Below are 16,391 nucleotides of genomic sequence, written 5' to 3'. Positions count from 1 at the left end.
TGGCCGTACCTCGGTCGATCGCGCCGCGATGGCGCGGGTGAGAAGGCCGAGGCGGTCCAGGCATGAAGCGCGCGCCATTCCGCATCACGATCCGTATCAACGGCGATCGGCGCATCCTGCTCGCCGTGTCGGAGCGAGAGGCGGCGCTCAAGGCCGAATCCGTCATTCGACGGTATGACAACCTGCCCGGCGGTGCGGGCTTCATCATCGAAGCGTCGGACACCCAGGCGAGCGCGCGCATCGCGGCCTATCTCGCCGACGTCGCCCTCGAGATGGAACTCGCGTGATAGGCCCCGGCGGATGACTGCGTCGGACGACAGGGTCCCCTACGTGCTGGGGGCAGCGATGGTGCGATCGGTCGAGATCGTCGACGGCGGCGACACGCTGGCGGTCCGATTGCGCGCGCCGGACGACAGTGAGTTCTGCGTCCTGCTGCCGATCGGCGTCGTGGGCGACCTCCTGTTCCAGCTCGCGGATGTGTTGAGCCTCAGCCATGACCCACTCCCCTGACCGAAAGGACGCCGGCCCGGGCGACAGCGATGACCCGGTCCTCGACGCGGTCGCGGTCCTGCAGTGCCACGGCTACACGGTTGAAGCGGATGACGACTTCGCCCGCTGGCGGATCGATGGCGGTGACTGGATCACGCTGAGCACCCTGTTCGCGATGGCCTTGCGGTTGGGCTTGAGGGACGGGCCAGGACGAGCGCAGTAGCCGCTGCCGGCGAAGCCGGGATCCGGATCGACGGGGGATCGGCCGGTAAGATCCCGGGAAGGTCCGCGGTGCCCCCTCAACGGAGCCGGTCCGACACGCGGTACCGTCCGCTCAGGACCCGGGACTGAGGTTGTTCGGCGTCCACGAAGCACCCCTCTCGGCAAGCGCCCACAGCGTCCGCACGGCGCGTCCGGTTCGGAAGCGGCGGGGCCGCCAGGGTGGTTTCCTGCCTCGGCCTTCGTCGAGGACTCGCGAGGGCGGACGTGCTTCGTCAGCTTAGCTCGAGATGTAGAAACTGATTGAACGCGCTCTCGGTGTACGACCCGAATGCTGCTCCATTCATGAAGCCTCGTCGCCGATACAGGTGGAGGGCGGGTTCGAATGCGGGTCCACTGCCAGTCTCAAGGCTGAGGCGTCGCATGCCGCGCGCTTTCGCGGTCGCGATGATGGTTTCCAGGATAGCCGAGCCGGCGCCCATACGGACAAAATCCGGGTGGGTTCTCATCGACTTCACTTCCGCAGTGCCCTCTGCCGCGATCTTGAGCGCTCCGACGCTCGCGACTCGCTCCTTGCGCCACGCCGCCCACACGGTCACGCCCGGTGATTGCAAACCGGAGAGATCGAGCGCGAACACGCATCCAGGCGGGGAGGATGCGTGCATGCCTGCAAGGTGAAGCGCCAGCAGCGCGCGCGTCTGCTCGCCGGACAGATCATCCTCTCTGACCTCGAACATGCCGGCCTGATCGTCCCTGGTGCCGCATCCTCCGCCGCAGGATGTCCGCGAAAAGGATGACCTGCAAGGCGGGGGCGTTGCGGTGCCAGGAGCTACCGGAATGGCGGTTCGGGGCGGGAAGGAGACGGACAGCTCAGAAGCCTGCCTCGGGCGTGAGCCGACAGGAACCACGAACCGACGTGACGCGCGCGTCGGCCGGTACTCTCAACGGCTCCGATACCGGGCCGCGATGTGGTCGAGGACGATGTGCGGCACGGTTAAGGCCGACAGCATCTGGAGCGTGACGGTCAGAAGGTGGGCCGACACATCGGATGAGCCAGATGCGTAGAGCGGCCAGAGACCAGCGCCCAGCAGAAGGGTCAGAGCGAAGATCGGCAGCGAAGCGCGGACAGCCCTCCGCATCGTATCGATGCCGGGGGCCTTGAGCGGGTCGCGCACCAGAGCCCGCATGTGCCTGGGGGCATGGAGGCCGACGAAGTACAGGGTGAAGGCCGTGAGCGGCGGCAGTGCCAGGAAGGCCGCAGACAGGACGATCATCTCGGCGAGCACCGCGAGGCGCGGGCGGTGCGTCAGAAGCCAAACCGCCGTCAAGGCAAGCCAGAACCACGCCGCGGCCGACCACCATGCGGGAAGCTGTGACAGCGGCACACGTGCGACAACCGAGAAGATCCCGGCCGTCTCCTCCGGGCGCAGCAGCGCCGGCAGCGCAATCGGGAGGCCCCCGCGCGCGAGCGCCTCGATCGGCCGCCCCGGGCCCGCATCCTCCCCACCGAAATGCAGGGCCGACACGGCCAGGAATGCCGCCAGGGTTGCGAGAGGCACGATCTGCCACGCCAGAAGAACCAGCGCGGAGAGGCCGAGATAGGGAACGGCAAAGACCCCGAACCAAGCGCGCCCATAGCGGGGGCGCAGCAGCGGCGCCGCCACCGCGCCGTCCAGCGCCCCGTGGGGAACCCCGAGGACGATCACGGCGGTCAGGGCCACCAGCCAGGAGGCGTCACGCGGCAGACTTGCCGAGGCGACGAGCCCGAGCGTGATCAGCGCACCGACGCCGCAGGGCAGCAGCGTGCCCGGTGAGGGCGCGCGGGGGCGGCTCGCACCGCCGGCATCCCCGAGCAGGGAGACGAACGATGGAGCCGCCATCCGCGTCAGGCCGCCCGGCGAAGCGGCGCGGCGGCGACCGGGCCGTCCTTCAGATCGCGATCGACGGCGCGCGTCGTCTCGAGCGTCGCCATGACGCCGTAGACGACCTTGGCGGTCAGATCGAGGATGGCGACCACCGCCAAGGCGACGGTCGGCGACAGGAAGCCGAGGCCGTCCTGCCCGGCGAGCAGCACGATCGGATAGGCCGACCACACCCCCGTAAGGAACACGGCGTTCCGCAGGAAAGCGGTCCGCACGTCGGCCCGCTCGCCGGCATTCTCTTCGCGCAGTTGCACGAAGATCCCGTAGAACACCGCCAGGAAGGCGCCGCAGGAGATGGCGAACCACGTCCATTTCACCGCCGCGACGTCGGACAGGCCGAAGGCGAGGGCCGTCACGATCATGATCAGGTCCGAGCCGATCAGCCCCCAGACGATGGCCGGCCGACGCATGCCGGAATGCATCGCGGTGCGAGAGAGACCGACGAGCAGCAGGGGCGTCGTGAAAGTCCAGTCGATGTAGCGCGCGAAGTAGAACTGTCGCGCGGCCTCGGCCGCGTCGGGGCCGGCGGGAAGAGCGAGGCTGCCCTGTCCCGTAGCCATCGCGAAGTAGGAGCAGGCCGCGATGATCGGCACGATCCCGTGGATGATCCCGTCGGCCTCCTCGGCGGGCGTCCGCCGCTTCGCCATGAACAGGATCGCGGCCGCTCCGGCAGCCATGCCTGCAAAGCCGAGCCACAGCCAGAATTGAGGCGTCATCGATATCTCATTGGGACAGGGATGAAAGTCATGCGCACGAACGTGGCAGCCCCTGCCCAATCGGCCTCCGGCGAGATCGTTGCGTTGGACGATTGTCGCAGTTGGCGATGACCTTCACCGGAGGCGATGCCGACGGTCTGCCATCGTTCCTTCGCCCGGAGGAGTCGCGGCTCCTTGATCCAGCGGATCCCGGCGCCGCCTCAGAGCGGATGTCCGCCTCGGGCGCCGGCGCGGGCTGTGGGCTCCGGCTGCTGTGGGGCGCTTCCGGGATGCCACCCGCGCCGCGGCGGAGGCAGACGACGCTGTCACGTGACCGCACCGCCTGATATCGACGCCGCAACAGGTCCCCACCTGCGACAGGACCCGGTTTGCGTCCGTGCGTGCGCGTCTATCCGGCCGGTACCGTCCTCTCGAAGTGCAAACCACTCGGGCCTATGTCGCGCGCGAACCGACCGCCGAGGCTGCGCTCGATGGTTTGCCGAAGGAGGCGTGAGCCGAAGCCGGCGCCCCCGCTCTCCGCGTCCCCGACCGCGCAGGTCCTTCGTCCCAGGTCCGGCGCAGGGTGCGGCCGACCTCGCTGCCGCGCACCCGGAGGACGCCACCCTCGGACAGCGCTCCGTACTTGGCCGCGTCGATCGCCAGTTCGTGGAAGATCATGGCGTGGTCGTTGAGCTGGCCAGGGACGGCAAACACGTCGGAAGCGATGGTGACGGCAAGGTCGGCGCCGTCACGGTACGGCGCTAGGATACGCTCGGCGAGCTGCTGCAATCCGACGTCGCCCTGATCGCCCAGCGGCGAGCGCGATGCCGGTATGGTCGCTTCGTGCGGCACGCTGAACCGGCGCGAGAGGTCTTCGGCGAAGGTCGCGGCGGAGCGGGCATCCCGGGCAACGATGGCGGTGAGCGCCCGGGCGACGGTGAGCATGTTCGAGACTCGATGGGCCAGCGCGACCGTCAGGAGCCGCTCGGCCTCCTCGGCCCGCTTGCGCCCCGTGCCGATACCCGGCGCGCGCCCGCCTCGTCACCGATCCGGTAGCCGAAGCTGTAGGGCTGCGTTTCCGTTGCGCTCGCCAGCCAGTCGCGCATCATGGTGTCCCGACCCTCGGCGTGCACGCGGGCGAACAGATCGTCGATGCTGACGACGGGGCCGGCCGTTCCCCCGAATGCGCGACAGAGTTCGTCGCGCTTGGCGGACCGCTGCCGGGGTGACCATGCCCGCAGGCAGGCCCCACCTCGGTGGATCGCGTCGCTGAAATCCGCGCGCCTCCACGGTCGGTCGGTCGATGCTTCCCCTCGCTCATGCGTTTCCCATACCGTCCGCCGCGCCGGCCATATGAAGGGTTTGATCCGGGAGAGAAGCATCTGACCGGACTTTGGCTTCCAGACCGCGTCGACGGACGCGAGCCCGCGGAAAGCCGCCCGGAATCGATGCCCCGGTGGCCGCTCCTGAGGGGCGCGGGCACCGCAGCGGATGTCGCCATCCTGCCCACGCGCGACCTCTTGCAGGAGCCGGCAACGCCCGTTCGCGGGAGGCTCGGCGGGGCAGGGGCCCAGGGCCTGGGCGGGCGGCGCGCGACGGCCCTTTGCAAGGTGCCGGCAGGGCGAAGCCGGCATCGACCTCCGGCCCGTTCGCAGCCCGGTCCGCCCGGTTCATGCAGTCCGGCGACCGGGAGAGCCGTCCGGGCAGTACGCTCGGAAGGTCGCGACGAGGTGCGTGAAGAGCGCATCGATCCGGGCGCTGCGCCGCACGTCTTCGTGCGCCACGATCCAGGTGTCGAGGACGTGCACGACCCGCTCCGGCAGCACGCGCACGAGGTCCCGATCGCCGACCGGCACCTGCACGACGCCGATGCCGAGGCCGGCGCGCACCGCGGCGAGCTGAGCCGGATGGCTGTCGCTGCGCAGGGCGACGTGCAACGGGCCGCCGGCCTCCCGGCTCAGCCCGTCGAGGACGGCGAGATAAGCCTGGGCGCGGTCGGGCCCGATCAGGGCGTGCCGGGGCAGGTCCGCGACCGTTTCCGGGACGCCGTTTCGCTCGACATAAGCCGGCGCGGCGAAGAAGCCGAGCGGGATGCTCCCCACACGGCGCGCCACGAGCGCGGCTTGGCTCGGTCTCGCCATACGCACCGCCACATCCGCTTCCTGGCCCGGAAGGTCGGCGTTGACGTTGGTGAGAAGCAGCTCGACCGTGAGGCGCGGGTGGCGTTCGCGTAAGCTCGCCAGCATCGGCGGCACGACCTCGATGCCGACGAAATCCGAGACGCTGAGCCGAACCGGACCCGCGATCTCGGATGCCGCCCCGGCGGCCTCCCGCCGGAACGCCTCGGACGCGTGGGCCATGCGACGCGCATGCTCGGCCAGCCCGCGCGCTTCGGGTGTCGGCGCCAGCCCGTTCACACCCCGGACGAAGAGCGGCTGGCCGATGGCGCGCTCCAGCGCTTCGACCCGATGCCGCACGGTAGGCTGCGTGAGGCCGAGCGCCCGCGCCGCGGCAGACAGGCTGCCCGTCTCGAGCACGGTCAGAAAGGCCCGCTGATCATCCCAGTTCGCGTCGTCGCCGCGCATCGAATTTCGATAGGCGGACCATCAAGACTGGTCAATTTCATCCGAGACGGCCCGGAGGCATCAGTCCGATGACGGCGGAAGGAGCATGACGATGCGGACGGTACTGGTGCTCGGGGCGACCGGCGGAGTCGGCGGTGCGGTCACCCGCGCGATGCTGGCGCGAGGCTGGCGCGTCACGGCCCTCGCGCGCGATCCGGCGCGTTCGGCGAAGGCGTGGGGCTTATCGGACGCGCCCGATTGGCGGAGCGGAGACGCCATGAACCGGGCGGAGGTTGTCGGCGCGGCGGAGGGGGCGAGCGTGATCGTCCATGCGGTGAACCCGGCCGGCTATCGCGGCTGGGACCGGCTGGTCCTTCCGATGCTCGACAACACGCTCGCGGCAGCGCGCGCGGCCGGTGCCCGGGTGGTGTTGCCGGGAACGATCTACAATTACGATCCGGCGACCGCCTCCACGATCGACGAGACCACCCCGCAACGGCCGCGAGGCCGCAAGGGGGCGATCCGCGTCGAGATGGAGAGGCGCTTGGCGGAGGCCGCTCCGGAGGTGCGAAGCCTCATCGTCAGGGCGGGCGACTTCTTCGGCCCGGGAGCCGGACAGAGCTGGTTCGCGCAGGCCCTGGCCAAGCGCCCGCTGACACGGATCGTGAACCCCGGCACGCCCGGCGTCGGCCACGCCTTCGCGTTCCTGCCCGACCTCGCCGAGGTCATCGCGCGCCTGATCGAGCTGCCCTCGGATCGCCTGCTGCCGTGCGAGCGGTTGCAGTTCCCTGGCCACGATCTGTCCGAGATGGGCGAGATGGTCGCCGCGATCCGCCGGGCCTCGGGACGTCCGGACCTTCCCGAGCGCCGCTTTCCCTGGGGCGTGATGCGCGCGCTCGCGCCCTTCGGCGGGTTTCCGCACGAGGTCATGGAGGTTCGTCCGTTCTGGACGCATCCGGTGCGCCTCGACGAACGACGATTGACCGAACTCCTCGGCGACGGGCCGTGCACGTCGCTCGATGCGGCGGTCGCAGCGGCACTCCGGCCGTGACCGCTCGCGGGAAGCTCGCAGCGCCGCCGGAATGACGATGTCGGGTCGGCCCGCGACTGGCCCCTTTCGGGTCATAGAGGAATGAGATCCGGCCTGCGCCGCCCGTCGACGCATGCCCATCGCCGCGCGTGATCCTGTGATCCCCGACTCAGATGAGCTTCGTATCGAATGATCATCTGAGTACATCTTTCAGAGCCCGCTCTTACGGAAGTTGTTCGCCTCGTTAACTCAAATTTTTCGGTCAAGTAGTAGATGAGGCACTGAAGACGGTGCTCGATAGGCGGACATTGCAATCTCAATCACGGGTTGCGAGCGTGCTCGGGATTGGTGCGTCGTCTCGCTCTCGATGAGCGCCGTCGGGCTCGACAGTGGAGACGTGGTCTCGCGCTGAAGGATCGACGGTTCAAGCCTTTCTTGCGCCGCGCGCGACCGGGACTGACTGCGACATGACTGCTCTGGATCCGGCGGAGGTGTTCCGCGCCGAGGCCGCCGAGCTGCTCGCCTGCCTGGAGACGACGCTGCTCGACCTCGGCGACCGTCCGGAGGACCGGGCCCTGATCGACACCGCCTTCCGCGCCCTGCACACGATCAAGGGCTCGGGCGCCATGTTCGGCTTCGAGCAGGTCGCCGCCTTCACCCACGACTTCGAGACCGCCTTCGACCGCGTCCGCCGCGGCGAGGTCCCGGTCGGCCGCGACCTCGTCGACGTCTCCCTCTCGGCCAAGGACTACATCCGCGGCCTGATCGAGGAGCCCGAGGCCAGCGCCCCGATCATCGGCGAGGCCATCCTGGCCGAGCTCGAGCAGCTCCTCGGCGGTACGGCACGCGAGGGCGCCCGCGACGCTGCCCCTGACGCTGCCCCTGACGCTGCCCCTGACGCTGCCCCTGACGCCGCCCCTGACGCCGCCCCTGACGCCGCCCCTGACGCCGCCCCTGACGCCGCCCCTGACGCCGCCCCTGACGCATGCGGGCGAATTTCAGCCGCGCCGAGGCCTGACGGGCGCTCTTCCCGATCAGCTCCAGGGCGAAGGTCCGCATCGATTCGTCCTGGTCGTCCTCCAGGACCTCGAGCCCGTTCACGATCGCGCCGACGGGGCTGATCTCCGTGGCCCGCGCCGCGCCGCCGGCGCAGCCCACGACCTGGAAGGATCCGCGCTAGCGCCGTTCCCGTTCGTGCTGCAGCGGTCCGGAGAGACGGGGCGATCCCGGCCGAGACAGCCGCGCCGCGCCCCGTCTTCCGCGCGGGAATAGGGACCCGCGGCAAGTGTGGCACGCGGTCGGCGAGCACCCCCGTCCGCACCTGACTGGGACGGCTTCAGCGCGCCTCTGCCCGAGCGCGCAGAAGCCGCCTAGGCCGCCGGTGCGAGGGCGGCGGGAGCGGGTGTCCGGAACGTGTCCCGGGCGAGGCGCGGGAAGGCGATCGCCTGTCCGAGGCCCCGGGCGCCGAGGAAGCTCACGAAGGCGAGCCACAGCCCGGTATTGCCGAGGCCCAGGCTCTCGACGAGCGCGAGGATCGCGCAGTAGGCGGCCAGCGCGCACACCATCAGGTTGCGCATCGCCCGCGTCCAGGTCGCGCCGATATAGATCCCGTCAGACGCGAAGGGCGCCGCGGCGGCGAGCGGCGCCAGGGCGGCGAGGACGAGGTAGGACCGGGCGGCCTCGCGCACCGGCCCGTTGGTCGTCACGGCGTCGATGAAGGCCGCGCCGCCCGTCAGCGACAGCAGGCTGACCGCCAGCCCGAAGCCGAGACACCAGCGCAGGCTCAGCGAAGCGGCCGCGTCGAACGCCTCCGGGTCCCGGGCGCCCACCGCCCGGCCGCACAGGGTCTCGGCAGCCGTGGCGAAGCCGTCGAGGAAGAAGCCGCCGATCAGGAAGAGATTCCACAGGACGGAGTTGGCCGCCAGCACCACGTCGCCCTGGCGGGCGCCCAGCGCCGAGAACAGCACGATGCCGGTGATCAGCGCGAGCGTCCGCAGGATCACGTCGCCGTTGACGCTGAGCGTCCGGCGCAGCGCCGCGGCGTCGCGCAGATCGCGCAGCGGCACCCGGAACGGGCGCGAGCCGAGCCGCGCCAGGAGAACCAGCCCGAGGCCGAGCCCGAAAGCCTCGGCGCCGAGGGTCGCCAGAGCCGCCCCGGCGAGGCCCAGGCCGAAGCCCAGGACCAGGATGAGCGTCAGCGCGACGTTGGTCAGGTTGATGGCGATCTGCAGCAGCAGGCCGAGATCGGTGCGCCCGCGCCCCAGGACCGAGCCCAGCACGCCGTAGCTCGCCAGCACGAAGGGCGCGGACAGGATGCGGATGTGGAAATAGGTCGCCAGACCGGCGATCACCGCCGCGCTCGCCCCGCTGATCGCGAAGGCGAGCTGCGCGAGCGGGCCCTGCACGACCGCCAGGACGAGGCCGATCAGGGCGCCCGCCGCCAGCGCGCGCGCCAGGATGCGGTCGACCTCGGCGTCGTCCCGCCCGCCGACCGCCTGCGCGGTCAGGCCGGCGGTGGCCATACGGAGCGCCCCGAAGGACCAGAAGATCGCGTCGAAGATCACCGCGCCGAGGGCGACGGCACCGAGCAGGGCCGCGTCGCCGAGCCGCCCGATCACCGCCGCGCCGACGAAGCCGAGCATCGGCGTCGTGACGTTGGCGATCGTCATGGGCAGCGCCAGGGCCAGGACGCGGCGGTTCGTCGGGCGGCCCGAGCTGGCGACGGTGTCAATCATGCCGCACGCTAAGAAGCCGCGCCGTCCGCGCAAAGCGGGGTGATCGCATCGGCGGGTTGCGGTGACGGGCGGCCGATCTGCCCGAACCCACGGCGCGCCGGAATGTCGGGGCACGACCGCGCGGGATCGGCCGCCGATCCGGTCACCGGGAGACGGCGAAGAGGCGCGCGATCAGCCAGAGCGGCACGACCACGATCGCCCCGGCGACGATCCAGCCGCCGAAATCGTGGAGCGATGCGAGCCCGACCTCCACCAGCGCCCGCGCCGAATCGTAGACGTGCCAGAACAGCCGCCCCGGCGTCAGGCCGAGCATCGACATGAAGGCGCCGACCAGCACCGACAGGAACAGGAGCCGCAGGAACACGCCGGCGGGCGAGCCACCGAGGAAGCGCCGCAGCGCCGAGGGCTGCGACCGGTGGCCGTCCGCCCCGTACGGGGCGCTCGGCGGGGCGCCCTGCTGATAGCCTTGCCGGCGCCGGTCGTGATCGACGAGCATTGCGTCCTCGTGAAGCCTCAGGGCCCTCGGATCGGCGACGAAGCGGGCAGAACCGTGGCCGGCGCACCACACCGCGTCGAAACCCGAGCGCGGATCAGGCGTTGCCGGGTTTCTCGTGCGCCGTGCAGATGGCAAGCGGCGTCGCGCGCGCCAAGATGCCGGACGGGGTGGAATGCGACGCGGGACTCGCGCGGAGCGGCCTCGTCCGAAGGGACAACTCCCGGGTATCGGGATTGGTGTGAGAGGCTCTGAGTGCCGACGGGACCATACGCACGATGATCGACCACGCCCTGTTCGACCCGGCGACGATCGATCCCGAGACGCTCCGGCTGAATGCCGAGATCGTCGCGGCGCACGCCGCGCTGCCCGATCCCTGGTCGCTGCCGATCGCCGAGGTGCGCGAGCGGCGTCGCATGGGCACCAAGGCGGCGCCCGCCATGCCGCACAGCGCCCGGGCGGAGTGGCTGACGATCGACGGGCCCGGCGGTCCGCTCAAGCTCCGCGTGGTCCGGCCCAAGCCCGGCACGAAGCTGCGCGGCGCCTACCTGCACATCCACCGCGGCGGCTGGGTCTGGGGCTCGGCCGACGAGCAGGATCCCTGGCTGGAGCGGATCGCCGACACCTGCGGCTTCGTCGCCCTGTCGGTGGAGTACCGGCTCGCCCCCGAACATCCCTACCCGGCGGCCCTCCTCGACTGCGAGGCCGCCGCCCTGTGGCTGGCGGGTCCCGGGAAAGCCGAGTTCGGCATCCACGCGCTGACCATCGGCGGCGAGTCGGTGGGCGCCCACCTCGCCGTGATGGTGCTGCTGCGGCTGCGTGACAAGCACAACCTGCCGCGGGCCTTCCGGGGCGCCAACCTCAATGCCGGCTTCTTCGATCTCGGCCTCACCCCGTCGGTGCGGAACTGGGGCGAGGAGCGGCTGGTCGTGAACACCCGCGACCTGACCAAGTTCGCCGACGGCTACGTCCGCGAGGGCATCGACCGGCGCCGGCCGGACGTGTCGCCGATCTACGCCGAGCTGAAGGGCCTGCCGCCGGCCCTGTTCACCATCGGCACCGCCGATCCCCTCCTCGACGACACGCTGTACATGTCGGCGCGCTGGGCGGCGGCGGGGAATGGCGGTCACACGGCGATCTATCCCGGCGGCTGCCACGTCTTCGCCCGATATCCGAGCCCGATGAGCGAGCGCGCGCTGGAGCTGATCGACCGCTTCCTGATGGCGCTCGCCTGAGCGACCCGTCCGAGATCCTGCCGGAGCGGTTCCGGGTTTGGTTCGCGACGCGCGGCTGGGCGCCGCGTCCGCACCAGCTCGACCTCCTGCGGATCGCGGGCGCCGGCCGCTCGGCCCTGCTGGTGGCGCCGACCGGCGCCGGCAAGACGCTGGCCGGCTTCCTGCCGAGCCTCGTCGCCCTCGCCGAGCGCGGGCCGCAGAAGAGGGCGGCGGGGCTCCACACCCTCTACGTCTCGCCCCTGAAGGCGCTGGCGGTGGACATCGCCCGCAACCTCGACGCGCCCGTCGCCGAGATGGCGCTGCCGGTGCGCGTCGAGACCCGCACCGGCGACACCCCCGCCCACAAGCGCACCCGCCAGATCAGCCGGCCGCCGGACATCCTGCTGACCACGCCCGAGCAGCTGGCCCTGCTGATCGCCCATCGCGAGGCGGCGGAGTTCTTCTCGGGATTGCGCTGCGTGGTGCTGGACGAGCTGCACGCGCTGGTGACGTCGAAGCGCGGCGACCTGCTGTCGCTCGCCCTGGCGCGTCTGCACCGGCTGAGCCCGGGTCTGGCGGCGATCGGGCTGTCGGCGACGGTGCGCGAGCCGGACGAGCTGCGGAAGTACCTGGTGCCGCAGGGGCCGCTTCCCTCGTCCCCCTCCGCGGGCGCGCCTTCGAGGTCGCACGCAGAGATGGCCGACACGGTTTCGGGACCGGGCGCGAATCCCCTCTCCCGTGCGGGAGAGGGCCAGGGTGAGGGATCAGGTCCGTCCGAGCGCGGCGCGATTAGCACCCGCCGCGCCGGCGCGCCCGATCCTGAACCTTCTCGTCCCCCACCCCAACCCTCTCCCGGACCGGAGAGGGGGCAGATCCCGCCGCCCATGGCCGACCTCGTCATCGTGGCCGGCGGCGCCAAGGCGGACCTCCGCATGCTCGACCTCGGCCGGGCGCTGCCGATCTCCGGCCACACCGCGTGGCACTCGATGCCGGCGATCTACGAACTCATCAGGGAGCACCGCACGACGCTGGTCTTCGTGAACACCCGGCTCCAGGCCGAGTACACGTTCCAGGAGCTGTGGCGGCTCAACGACGATGCGCTGCCGATCGCGATCCACCACGGCTCGCTCGACGCGCAGCAGCGCCGCCGGGTCGAGGCCGCGATGGCGGCGGGCCAGCTGCGGGCGATCGTCTGCACCGCCACCCTCGACCTCGGCATCGACTGGGGCGACGTCGACCTCGTGGTCAATGTCGGCGCGCCGAAGGGGGCGAGCCGCATCATGCAGCGGATCGGCCGCGCCAACCACCGCATGGACGAGCCCTCGAAGGCCTACCTGGTCCCGGGCAACCGCTTCGAGATGCTAGAGTGCCAGGCGGCGCTCGACGCCGTCGAGGAGGCCGCGCAGGACACGCCCGACGCCCGCCAGGGCGCCCTCGACGTCCTCGCCCAGCACGTCCTCGGCATGGCCTGCGCCGACGCCTTCGATCCCCTCGACCTCTACGACGAGATCGTCTCGGCGGCGCCCTATGCCGGGCTGACATGGGAGTCGTTCGAGCAGGTGGTCGATTATGTCGCCACCGGCGGCTACGCTTTGCGCGCCTACGAGCGCTTCGCCAAGATCCTGCGCGGGCCGGACGGGCTCTGGCGGGTGCGCGACGCCCGCACGGCCCAGGCCTACCGGATGAATGTCGGGACGATCGTGGAGGCGGCGCGGGTCCGGGTGCGCCTCGGCCGGACCCTGCGCGGCAAGCCCGGCACGGTCCTGCCCAAGACCGGGCGCGTGCTCGGCGAGATCGAGGACGAGTTCGCCGAGACGCTCACCGTCGGCGACACCTTCCTGTTCGCCGGCGAGACCCTGCGCTTCGAGGGGCTCGCCGAGGACGAGTGCCTCGTGACCCGCGCGCCGGCCGGCACCGATCCGGCGATCCCCTCCTATGCCGGTTCGAAATTTCCGCTCTCGACCTTCCTGGCCGCGCGGGTGCGGGCGCTCATCGCCGACCCGTTCGCGTGGGACCGGCTGCCGAAGCAGATCGGCGAGTACCTGCTGCAGCAGCGCCGCCGCTCGGTCCTGCCGGGCGAGCGCGACCTGCTGGTCGAGACCTTCCCCCGGGGGAAACGCTACTACCTGACCGCCTTCCCGTTCGAGGGGCGCCTCGCCCACCAGACCCTCGGCATGCTGCTCACCCGCCGCCTGGAGCGCGCCGGCCTGCGGCCGCTCGGCTTCGCGGCCAACGATTACGGCATCGCCATCTGGACGACCCGCGACGTCTCCGAGCGTGCCGCCCTCGACCCGGACTTCATCGGCGACCTGTTCGCGGTCGACATGCTGGGCGACGACCTGGAGGCGTGGCTCGACGAATCGGCCATGATGAAGCGCACCTTCCGGCAATGCGCGGTGATCGCCGGGCTGATCGAGCGCCACCATCCGGGGCAGAAGAAGTCCGGGCGTCAGGTCACGATCTCGACCGACCTGATCTACGACGTGCTGCGCAAGCACCAGCCCGACCACCTCCTGCTGCGGGCGGCGCGGCAGGATGCGGCAACCGGACTCCTCGACGTGAGGCGCCTCGGCATGATGCTAGAGCGCATCCAGGGGCGAATCATCCACAGGTCTCTCGACCGGGTCTCGCCGCTCTCCGTATCCGTGATGCTCGAGATCGGGCGCGAGCGGGTCTACGGCGAGGGCGCCGACGAGATCCTGGCCGAGGCCGAGGCGGAGCTTCTCCAAGAGGCTCTGTCCTGACCGCCGATCCGCCCTCCCCCGACGACACCGAGGATGCGATCTTGGCGGCCGGCCTGAGACTCGAGAAGACTCACAAGCACCCCACCCTGATGCTCGCGGGCGAGACCCTGGTGCTGGACCTCTGCGGCGGCCTCTGGCTGCCCGAGCACCGAACGCTGATCGTGTCCGACCTCCACCTGGAGAAGGGCTCGTCCTACGCGGCCCGCTCCGGCCAGTTCCTGCCGCCCTACGACACCCGCGAGACGCTCGCCTGCCTGCACGAGGCGGTGGTGCGCCACGATCCCGCCCGCGTGGTCGCGCTGGGCGATTCTTTCCACGACGCCCGCGGTCCCGATCGCATGGAGCCCGGCGACCGCGCGATGGTGGCGGCCCTCCAGGAAGGCCGGGACTGGGTCTGGATCGCCGGCAACCACGACGCGGCCGTGAACGAGGGTCTCGGCGGCCGCTACGCCGACGCGCTGACCCTGGGCGGCCTGGTGCTTCGCCACGAGCCGAGCCCCGAGCCCGTGCCCGGCGAGATCGCCGGCCATCTCCACCCCTGCGGGAAGGTGGCGATGCGCGGGCGCGCTGTCCGCCGCCGCTGCTTCGTCACGGACGGCTCCCGCCTCGTGATGCCGGCCTTCGGCGCCTATGCGGGCGGCCTGAACGTCCGCGACAAGGCGATCGACGGCCTGTTCCCCGGCGGTTTCACCGCCCATCTCCTCGGGGACGGGCGGGTCTTCGCCATCGGCCGGGCGCAGCTCGCCCGGGACTGAGGCGCGGTCAGGCGGTCTTCATGAACCGGATCACGCTGTCGGACAGGCTCGTCGAGTGGCCGGCGAGGCTCTCGGCGATGCCCTGCACCGCCTGGGCGAGCTGACCGGTGGCGTTGGCGGCCTCGGAAACGCCGCCGATATTGCCCGCCATCTCGTGGGTCGAGACCGCCTGCTCCTCGACGGCGCTCGCCATCGCCAGGGTCAGCTTGGACAGCTCGTCCACCGCCGCGGTGATCATCTCGATGGCGCCGACCGCGTCGCCGGTCGCGCTCTGGATGGCCGAGACCTGCTGGGTGATCTCGCCGGTCGCCCTGGCGGTCTGCTCCGCGAGCGCCTTCACCTCGGAGGCCACCACCGCGAAGCCGCGCCCCGCCGCACCCGCGCGGGCCGCCTCGATCGTGGCGTTCAGCGCGAGCAGGTTGGTCTGGTCGGCGATCGACTTGATCATGCCCACCACCGCGTCGACCTTGCGGGCATTCTCGGCGAGCTGGCGCATGGTGGCGTCGGTGGTCCCGGCCTGCGCGGCGATCTGCTGCGCGCGCTCCGAGACCCGCCCGACCTGACCGGAGATCTCCTGGATCGCGCCGTTCATCTGCTCGGAACTCGACGCGACCGACGAGGCCCTGTGGCGCGCCGACTCGGCCGACTGCATCAGCCCCTCGGCCGAATTCTGCATCTCCTGGATGGCGGAGCCGACGGCCTCGACCACCCGCTTGACGTCGGTCTCCATGTTCACCTGCGCGGTGACCACCGCCCAGGTCAGCATCGGGCCGAGATACTGCCCCTTCTCGTCGGTCACGGCCGTGACCCGCAGGTTGAGCGTCTCGGGCCCGACCTTGATCTTGGTGGTGTGCGGCAGCCGGCTCGCATCCGCCAGCATGGCGCGCTGGTGGCCGGGATTCTTGTGGAAGATGTCGAAGGAGCGGCCGAGCATGTCGCCGACCCTGACCGGCAGATGCTGGTCGATCGTTCCGAGCGTCCTGCGCGACGTCGCGTTCATGTAGTCGATCTTGAAATCGTTCTTCAGATCGGCCGTCATGACCGCCACCGGCACGTTGTCGATCATCGTCAGGAGCCGGTTGATCTCCTTCTTCTTCGCGGAGATGTCCGCGGCGAACTTGACGACCTTGACGGGCTTGCCGCGCGCGTCGAGGACGGGATTGTAGGTCGCCTCGAGCCAGACCGAATCCCCCGCCTTGTCGAGGCGCAGGAACTCGCCCGTGACGTACTGGCCGTCCTTCAGCTTGTCCCAGAACGCCACGTACTCCGCTGTCTCGGCATAGGCCTTGTCCACGAAGATTCGGTGATGCCGGTTCTGGACGTCGCCGAGGCCGTACTTCATCAATCGCAAGAAGTTTTCGTTCGCATGCAGGACGGTTCCGTCCATCGCGAACTCGATGATCGCGAGCGAACGATCCAGGGCGTCGATCTTGGCCTGGGCTTCGTTGAAGACGTTGCGACTGAACATGGTACTGCTCGCGTTCCCCGTGGCAGGGTCTAGCGTTGCAGCGTTAATGAAGTCCTTCTTTCG

16 protein-coding genes are annotated in these 16,391 nt (G+C 70.6%); 8 read left to right on the top strand and 8 right to left on the bottom strand.

The features are described from left to right. Positions 1-62 precede the first annotated feature (62 nt). Genes MOTC310_RS18725 through MOTC310_RS18715 form a run of 3 tightly spaced genes read left to right on the top strand, consistent with a single transcriptional unit; the run spans position 63 to position 712 of the window. A complete protein-coding gene (locus MOTC310_RS18725) occupies positions 63-287 on the top strand; it encodes a hypothetical protein (protein WP_331302896.1) in 225 nt (74 codons plus the stop codon). A 13-nt stretch (positions 288-300) separates the two neighbouring features. After that, positions 301-510, top strand: coding sequence for a hypothetical protein (locus MOTC310_RS18720; RefSeq protein WP_331302895.1), 210 nt, complete (start codon positions 301-303; stop codon positions 508-510). Continuing rightward, positions 494-712 carry a hypothetical protein gene (locus MOTC310_RS18715; protein ID WP_331302894.1) on the top strand — a complete coding sequence of 73 codons (219 nt, stop codon included), beginning with the start codon at positions 494-496 and terminating at the stop codon, positions 710-712. Before MOTC310_RS18720 ends, MOTC310_RS18715 begins: the two co-directional genes overlap by 17 nt. Positions 713-983: 271 nt before the next feature. On the opposite strand, the gene MOTC310_RS18710 is transcribed toward MOTC310_RS18715, so the two are convergent. The 5 genes from MOTC310_RS18710 to MOTC310_RS18690 form a co-directional block, all read right to left on the bottom strand. Then, a complete protein-coding gene (locus MOTC310_RS18710) occupies positions 984-1,445 on the bottom strand; it encodes a GNAT family N-acetyltransferase (RefSeq protein WP_331302893.1) in 462 nt (153 codons plus the stop codon). 204 nt (positions 1,446-1,649) lie between these two features. Beyond that, the gene (locus MOTC310_RS18705; RefSeq protein ID WP_331302892.1) at positions 1,650-2,588 is read right to left on the bottom strand and encodes a Brp/Blh family beta-carotene 15,15'-dioxygenase; all 939 of its coding nucleotides are present in this window, start codon (positions 2,586-2,588) and stop codon (positions 1,650-1,652) included. A 5-nt stretch (positions 2,589-2,593) separates the two neighbouring features. After that, positions 2,594-3,346, bottom strand: a complete 753-nt coding sequence (locus MOTC310_RS18700) for a bacteriorhodopsin (protein ID WP_331294717.1) — start codon at positions 3,344-3,346, stop codon at positions 2,594-2,596. Positions 3,347-3,778: 432 nt separating this feature from the next. Further along, positions 3,779-4,270 carry a hypothetical protein gene (locus MOTC310_RS18695; protein WP_331302891.1) on the bottom strand — a complete coding sequence of 164 codons (492 nt, stop codon included), beginning with the start codon at positions 4,268-4,270 and terminating at the stop codon, positions 3,779-3,781. A gap of 725 nt (positions 4,271-4,995) precedes the next feature. After that, entirely contained in the window at positions 4,996-5,910 is a 915-nt protein-coding gene (locus MOTC310_RS18690) for a LysR family transcriptional regulator (protein ID WP_331302890.1), read from the bottom strand. Between the two features lie 91 nt (positions 5,911-6,001). On the opposite strand from MOTC310_RS18690, the gene MOTC310_RS18685 reads away from it, so the two are divergent. Then, complete coding sequence (locus tag MOTC310_RS18685) at positions 6,002-6,940, top strand: NAD(P)H-binding protein (protein WP_331302889.1); 939 nt, start codon at positions 6,002-6,004, stop codon at positions 6,938-6,940. Between the two features lie 446 nt (positions 6,941-7,386). Beyond that, a complete protein-coding gene (locus tag MOTC310_RS32860) occupies positions 7,387-8,040 on the top strand; it encodes an Hpt domain-containing protein (RefSeq protein ID WP_419539931.1) in 654 nt (217 codons plus the stop codon). Positions 8,041-8,289: 249 nt separating this feature from the next. On the opposite strand, the gene MOTC310_RS18670 is transcribed toward MOTC310_RS32860, so the two are convergent. Continuing rightward, positions 8,290-9,654: an MATE family efflux transporter gene (locus tag MOTC310_RS18670; RefSeq protein WP_331302888.1), complete on the bottom strand. Its 1,365-nt coding sequence runs from the start codon at positions 9,652-9,654 to the stop codon at positions 8,290-8,292. A gap of 142 nt (positions 9,655-9,796) precedes the next feature. Next, a complete protein-coding gene (locus MOTC310_RS18665) occupies positions 9,797-10,150 on the bottom strand; it encodes a DUF6460 domain-containing protein (RefSeq protein ID WP_331302887.1) in 354 nt (117 codons plus the stop codon). A gap of 275 nt (positions 10,151-10,425) precedes the next feature. Here MOTC310_RS18665 and MOTC310_RS18660 point away from each other — a divergent pair, with 275 nt between their 5' ends. The 3 genes from MOTC310_RS18660 to pdeM all read left to right on the top strand — a co-directional run bounded on the left by MOTC310_RS18660 (position 10,426) and on the right by pdeM (position 14,860). Then, a complete protein-coding gene (locus MOTC310_RS18660) occupies positions 10,426-11,382 on the top strand; it encodes an alpha/beta hydrolase (protein ID WP_331302886.1) in 957 nt (318 codons plus the stop codon). A 122-nt stretch (positions 11,383-11,504) separates the two neighbouring features. Then, positions 11,505-14,105 (top strand): ligase-associated DNA damage response DEXH box helicase, encoded by a 2,601-nt coding sequence (locus MOTC310_RS18655; RefSeq protein WP_419539930.1) that lies wholly within the window; start codon positions 11,505-11,507, stop codon positions 14,103-14,105. Between the two features lie 41 nt (positions 14,106-14,146). Continuing rightward, positions 14,147-14,860, top strand: coding sequence for a ligase-associated DNA damage response endonuclease PdeM (pdeM, locus tag MOTC310_RS18650; RefSeq protein WP_331302885.1), 714 nt, complete (start codon positions 14,147-14,149; stop codon positions 14,858-14,860). A gap of 7 nt (positions 14,861-14,867) precedes the next feature. Here the strand turns inward: pdeM and MOTC310_RS18645 are convergent, their stop codons facing one another. Next, a complete protein-coding gene (locus MOTC310_RS18645) occupies positions 14,868-16,328 on the bottom strand; it encodes a methyl-accepting chemotaxis protein (RefSeq protein WP_331302884.1) in 1,461 nt (486 codons plus the stop codon). Positions 16,329-16,391: the final 63 nt, after the last annotated feature.

It is taken from the genome of Methylobacterium oryzae (assembly GCF_036441375.1).
Taxonomy (GTDB): domain Bacteria; phylum Pseudomonadota; class Alphaproteobacteria; order Rhizobiales; family Beijerinckiaceae; genus Methylobacterium; species Methylobacterium oryzae_A.
The sequence above is the reverse complement of the archived record's forward strand: the minus strand, read 5'-3'. Positions and strand labels throughout refer to the sequence as shown.

Bases quoted from the DNA above. Each gene is read 5' to 3' on its own strand.
- MOTC310_RS18725 (WP_331302896.1), top strand. From the start codon at position 63: ATGAAGCGCGCGCCATTCCGCATCACGATCCGTATCAACGGCGATCGG.
- MOTC310_RS18720 (WP_331302895.1), top strand. From the start codon at position 301: ATGACTGCGTCGGACGACAGGGTCCCCTACGTGCTGGGGGCAGCGATG.
- MOTC310_RS18715 (WP_331302894.1), top strand. From the start codon at position 494: ATGACCCACTCCCCTGACCGAAAGGACGCCGGCCCGGGCGACAGCGAT.
- MOTC310_RS18710 (WP_331302893.1), bottom strand. From the start codon at position 1,445: ATGTTCGAGGTCAGAGAGGATGATCTGTCCGGCGAGCAGACGCGCGCG.
- MOTC310_RS18705 (WP_331302892.1), bottom strand. From the start codon at position 2,588: ATGGCGGCTCCATCGTTCGTCTCCCTGCTCGGGGATGCCGGCGGTGCG.
- MOTC310_RS18700 (WP_331294717.1), bottom strand. From the start codon at position 3,346: ATGACGCCTCAATTCTGGCTGTGGCTCGGCTTTGCAGGCATGGCTGCC.
- MOTC310_RS18695 (WP_331302891.1), bottom strand. From the start codon at position 4,270: ATGCTCACCGTCGCCCGGGCGCTCACCGCCATCGTTGCCCGGGATGCC.
- MOTC310_RS18690 (WP_331302890.1), bottom strand. From the start codon at position 5,910: ATGCGCGGCGACGACGCGAACTGGGATGATCAGCGGGCCTTTCTGACC.
- MOTC310_RS18685 (WP_331302889.1), top strand. From the start codon at position 6,002: ATGCGGACGGTACTGGTGCTCGGGGCGACCGGCGGAGTCGGCGGTGCG.
- MOTC310_RS32860 (WP_419539931.1), top strand. From the start codon at position 7,387: ATGACTGCTCTGGATCCGGCGGAGGTGTTCCGCGCCGAGGCCGCCGAG.
- MOTC310_RS18670 (WP_331302888.1), bottom strand. From the start codon at position 9,654: ATGATTGACACCGTCGCCAGCTCGGGCCGCCCGACGAACCGCCGCGTC.
- MOTC310_RS18665 (WP_331302887.1), bottom strand. From the start codon at position 10,150: ATGCTCGTCGATCACGACCGGCGCCGGCAAGGCTATCAGCAGGGCGCC.
- MOTC310_RS18660 (WP_331302886.1), top strand. From the start codon at position 10,426: ATGATCGACCACGCCCTGTTCGACCCGGCGACGATCGATCCCGAGACG.
- MOTC310_RS18645 (WP_331302884.1), bottom strand. From the start codon at position 16,328: ATGTTCAGTCGCAACGTCTTCAACGAAGCCCAGGCCAAGATCGACGCC.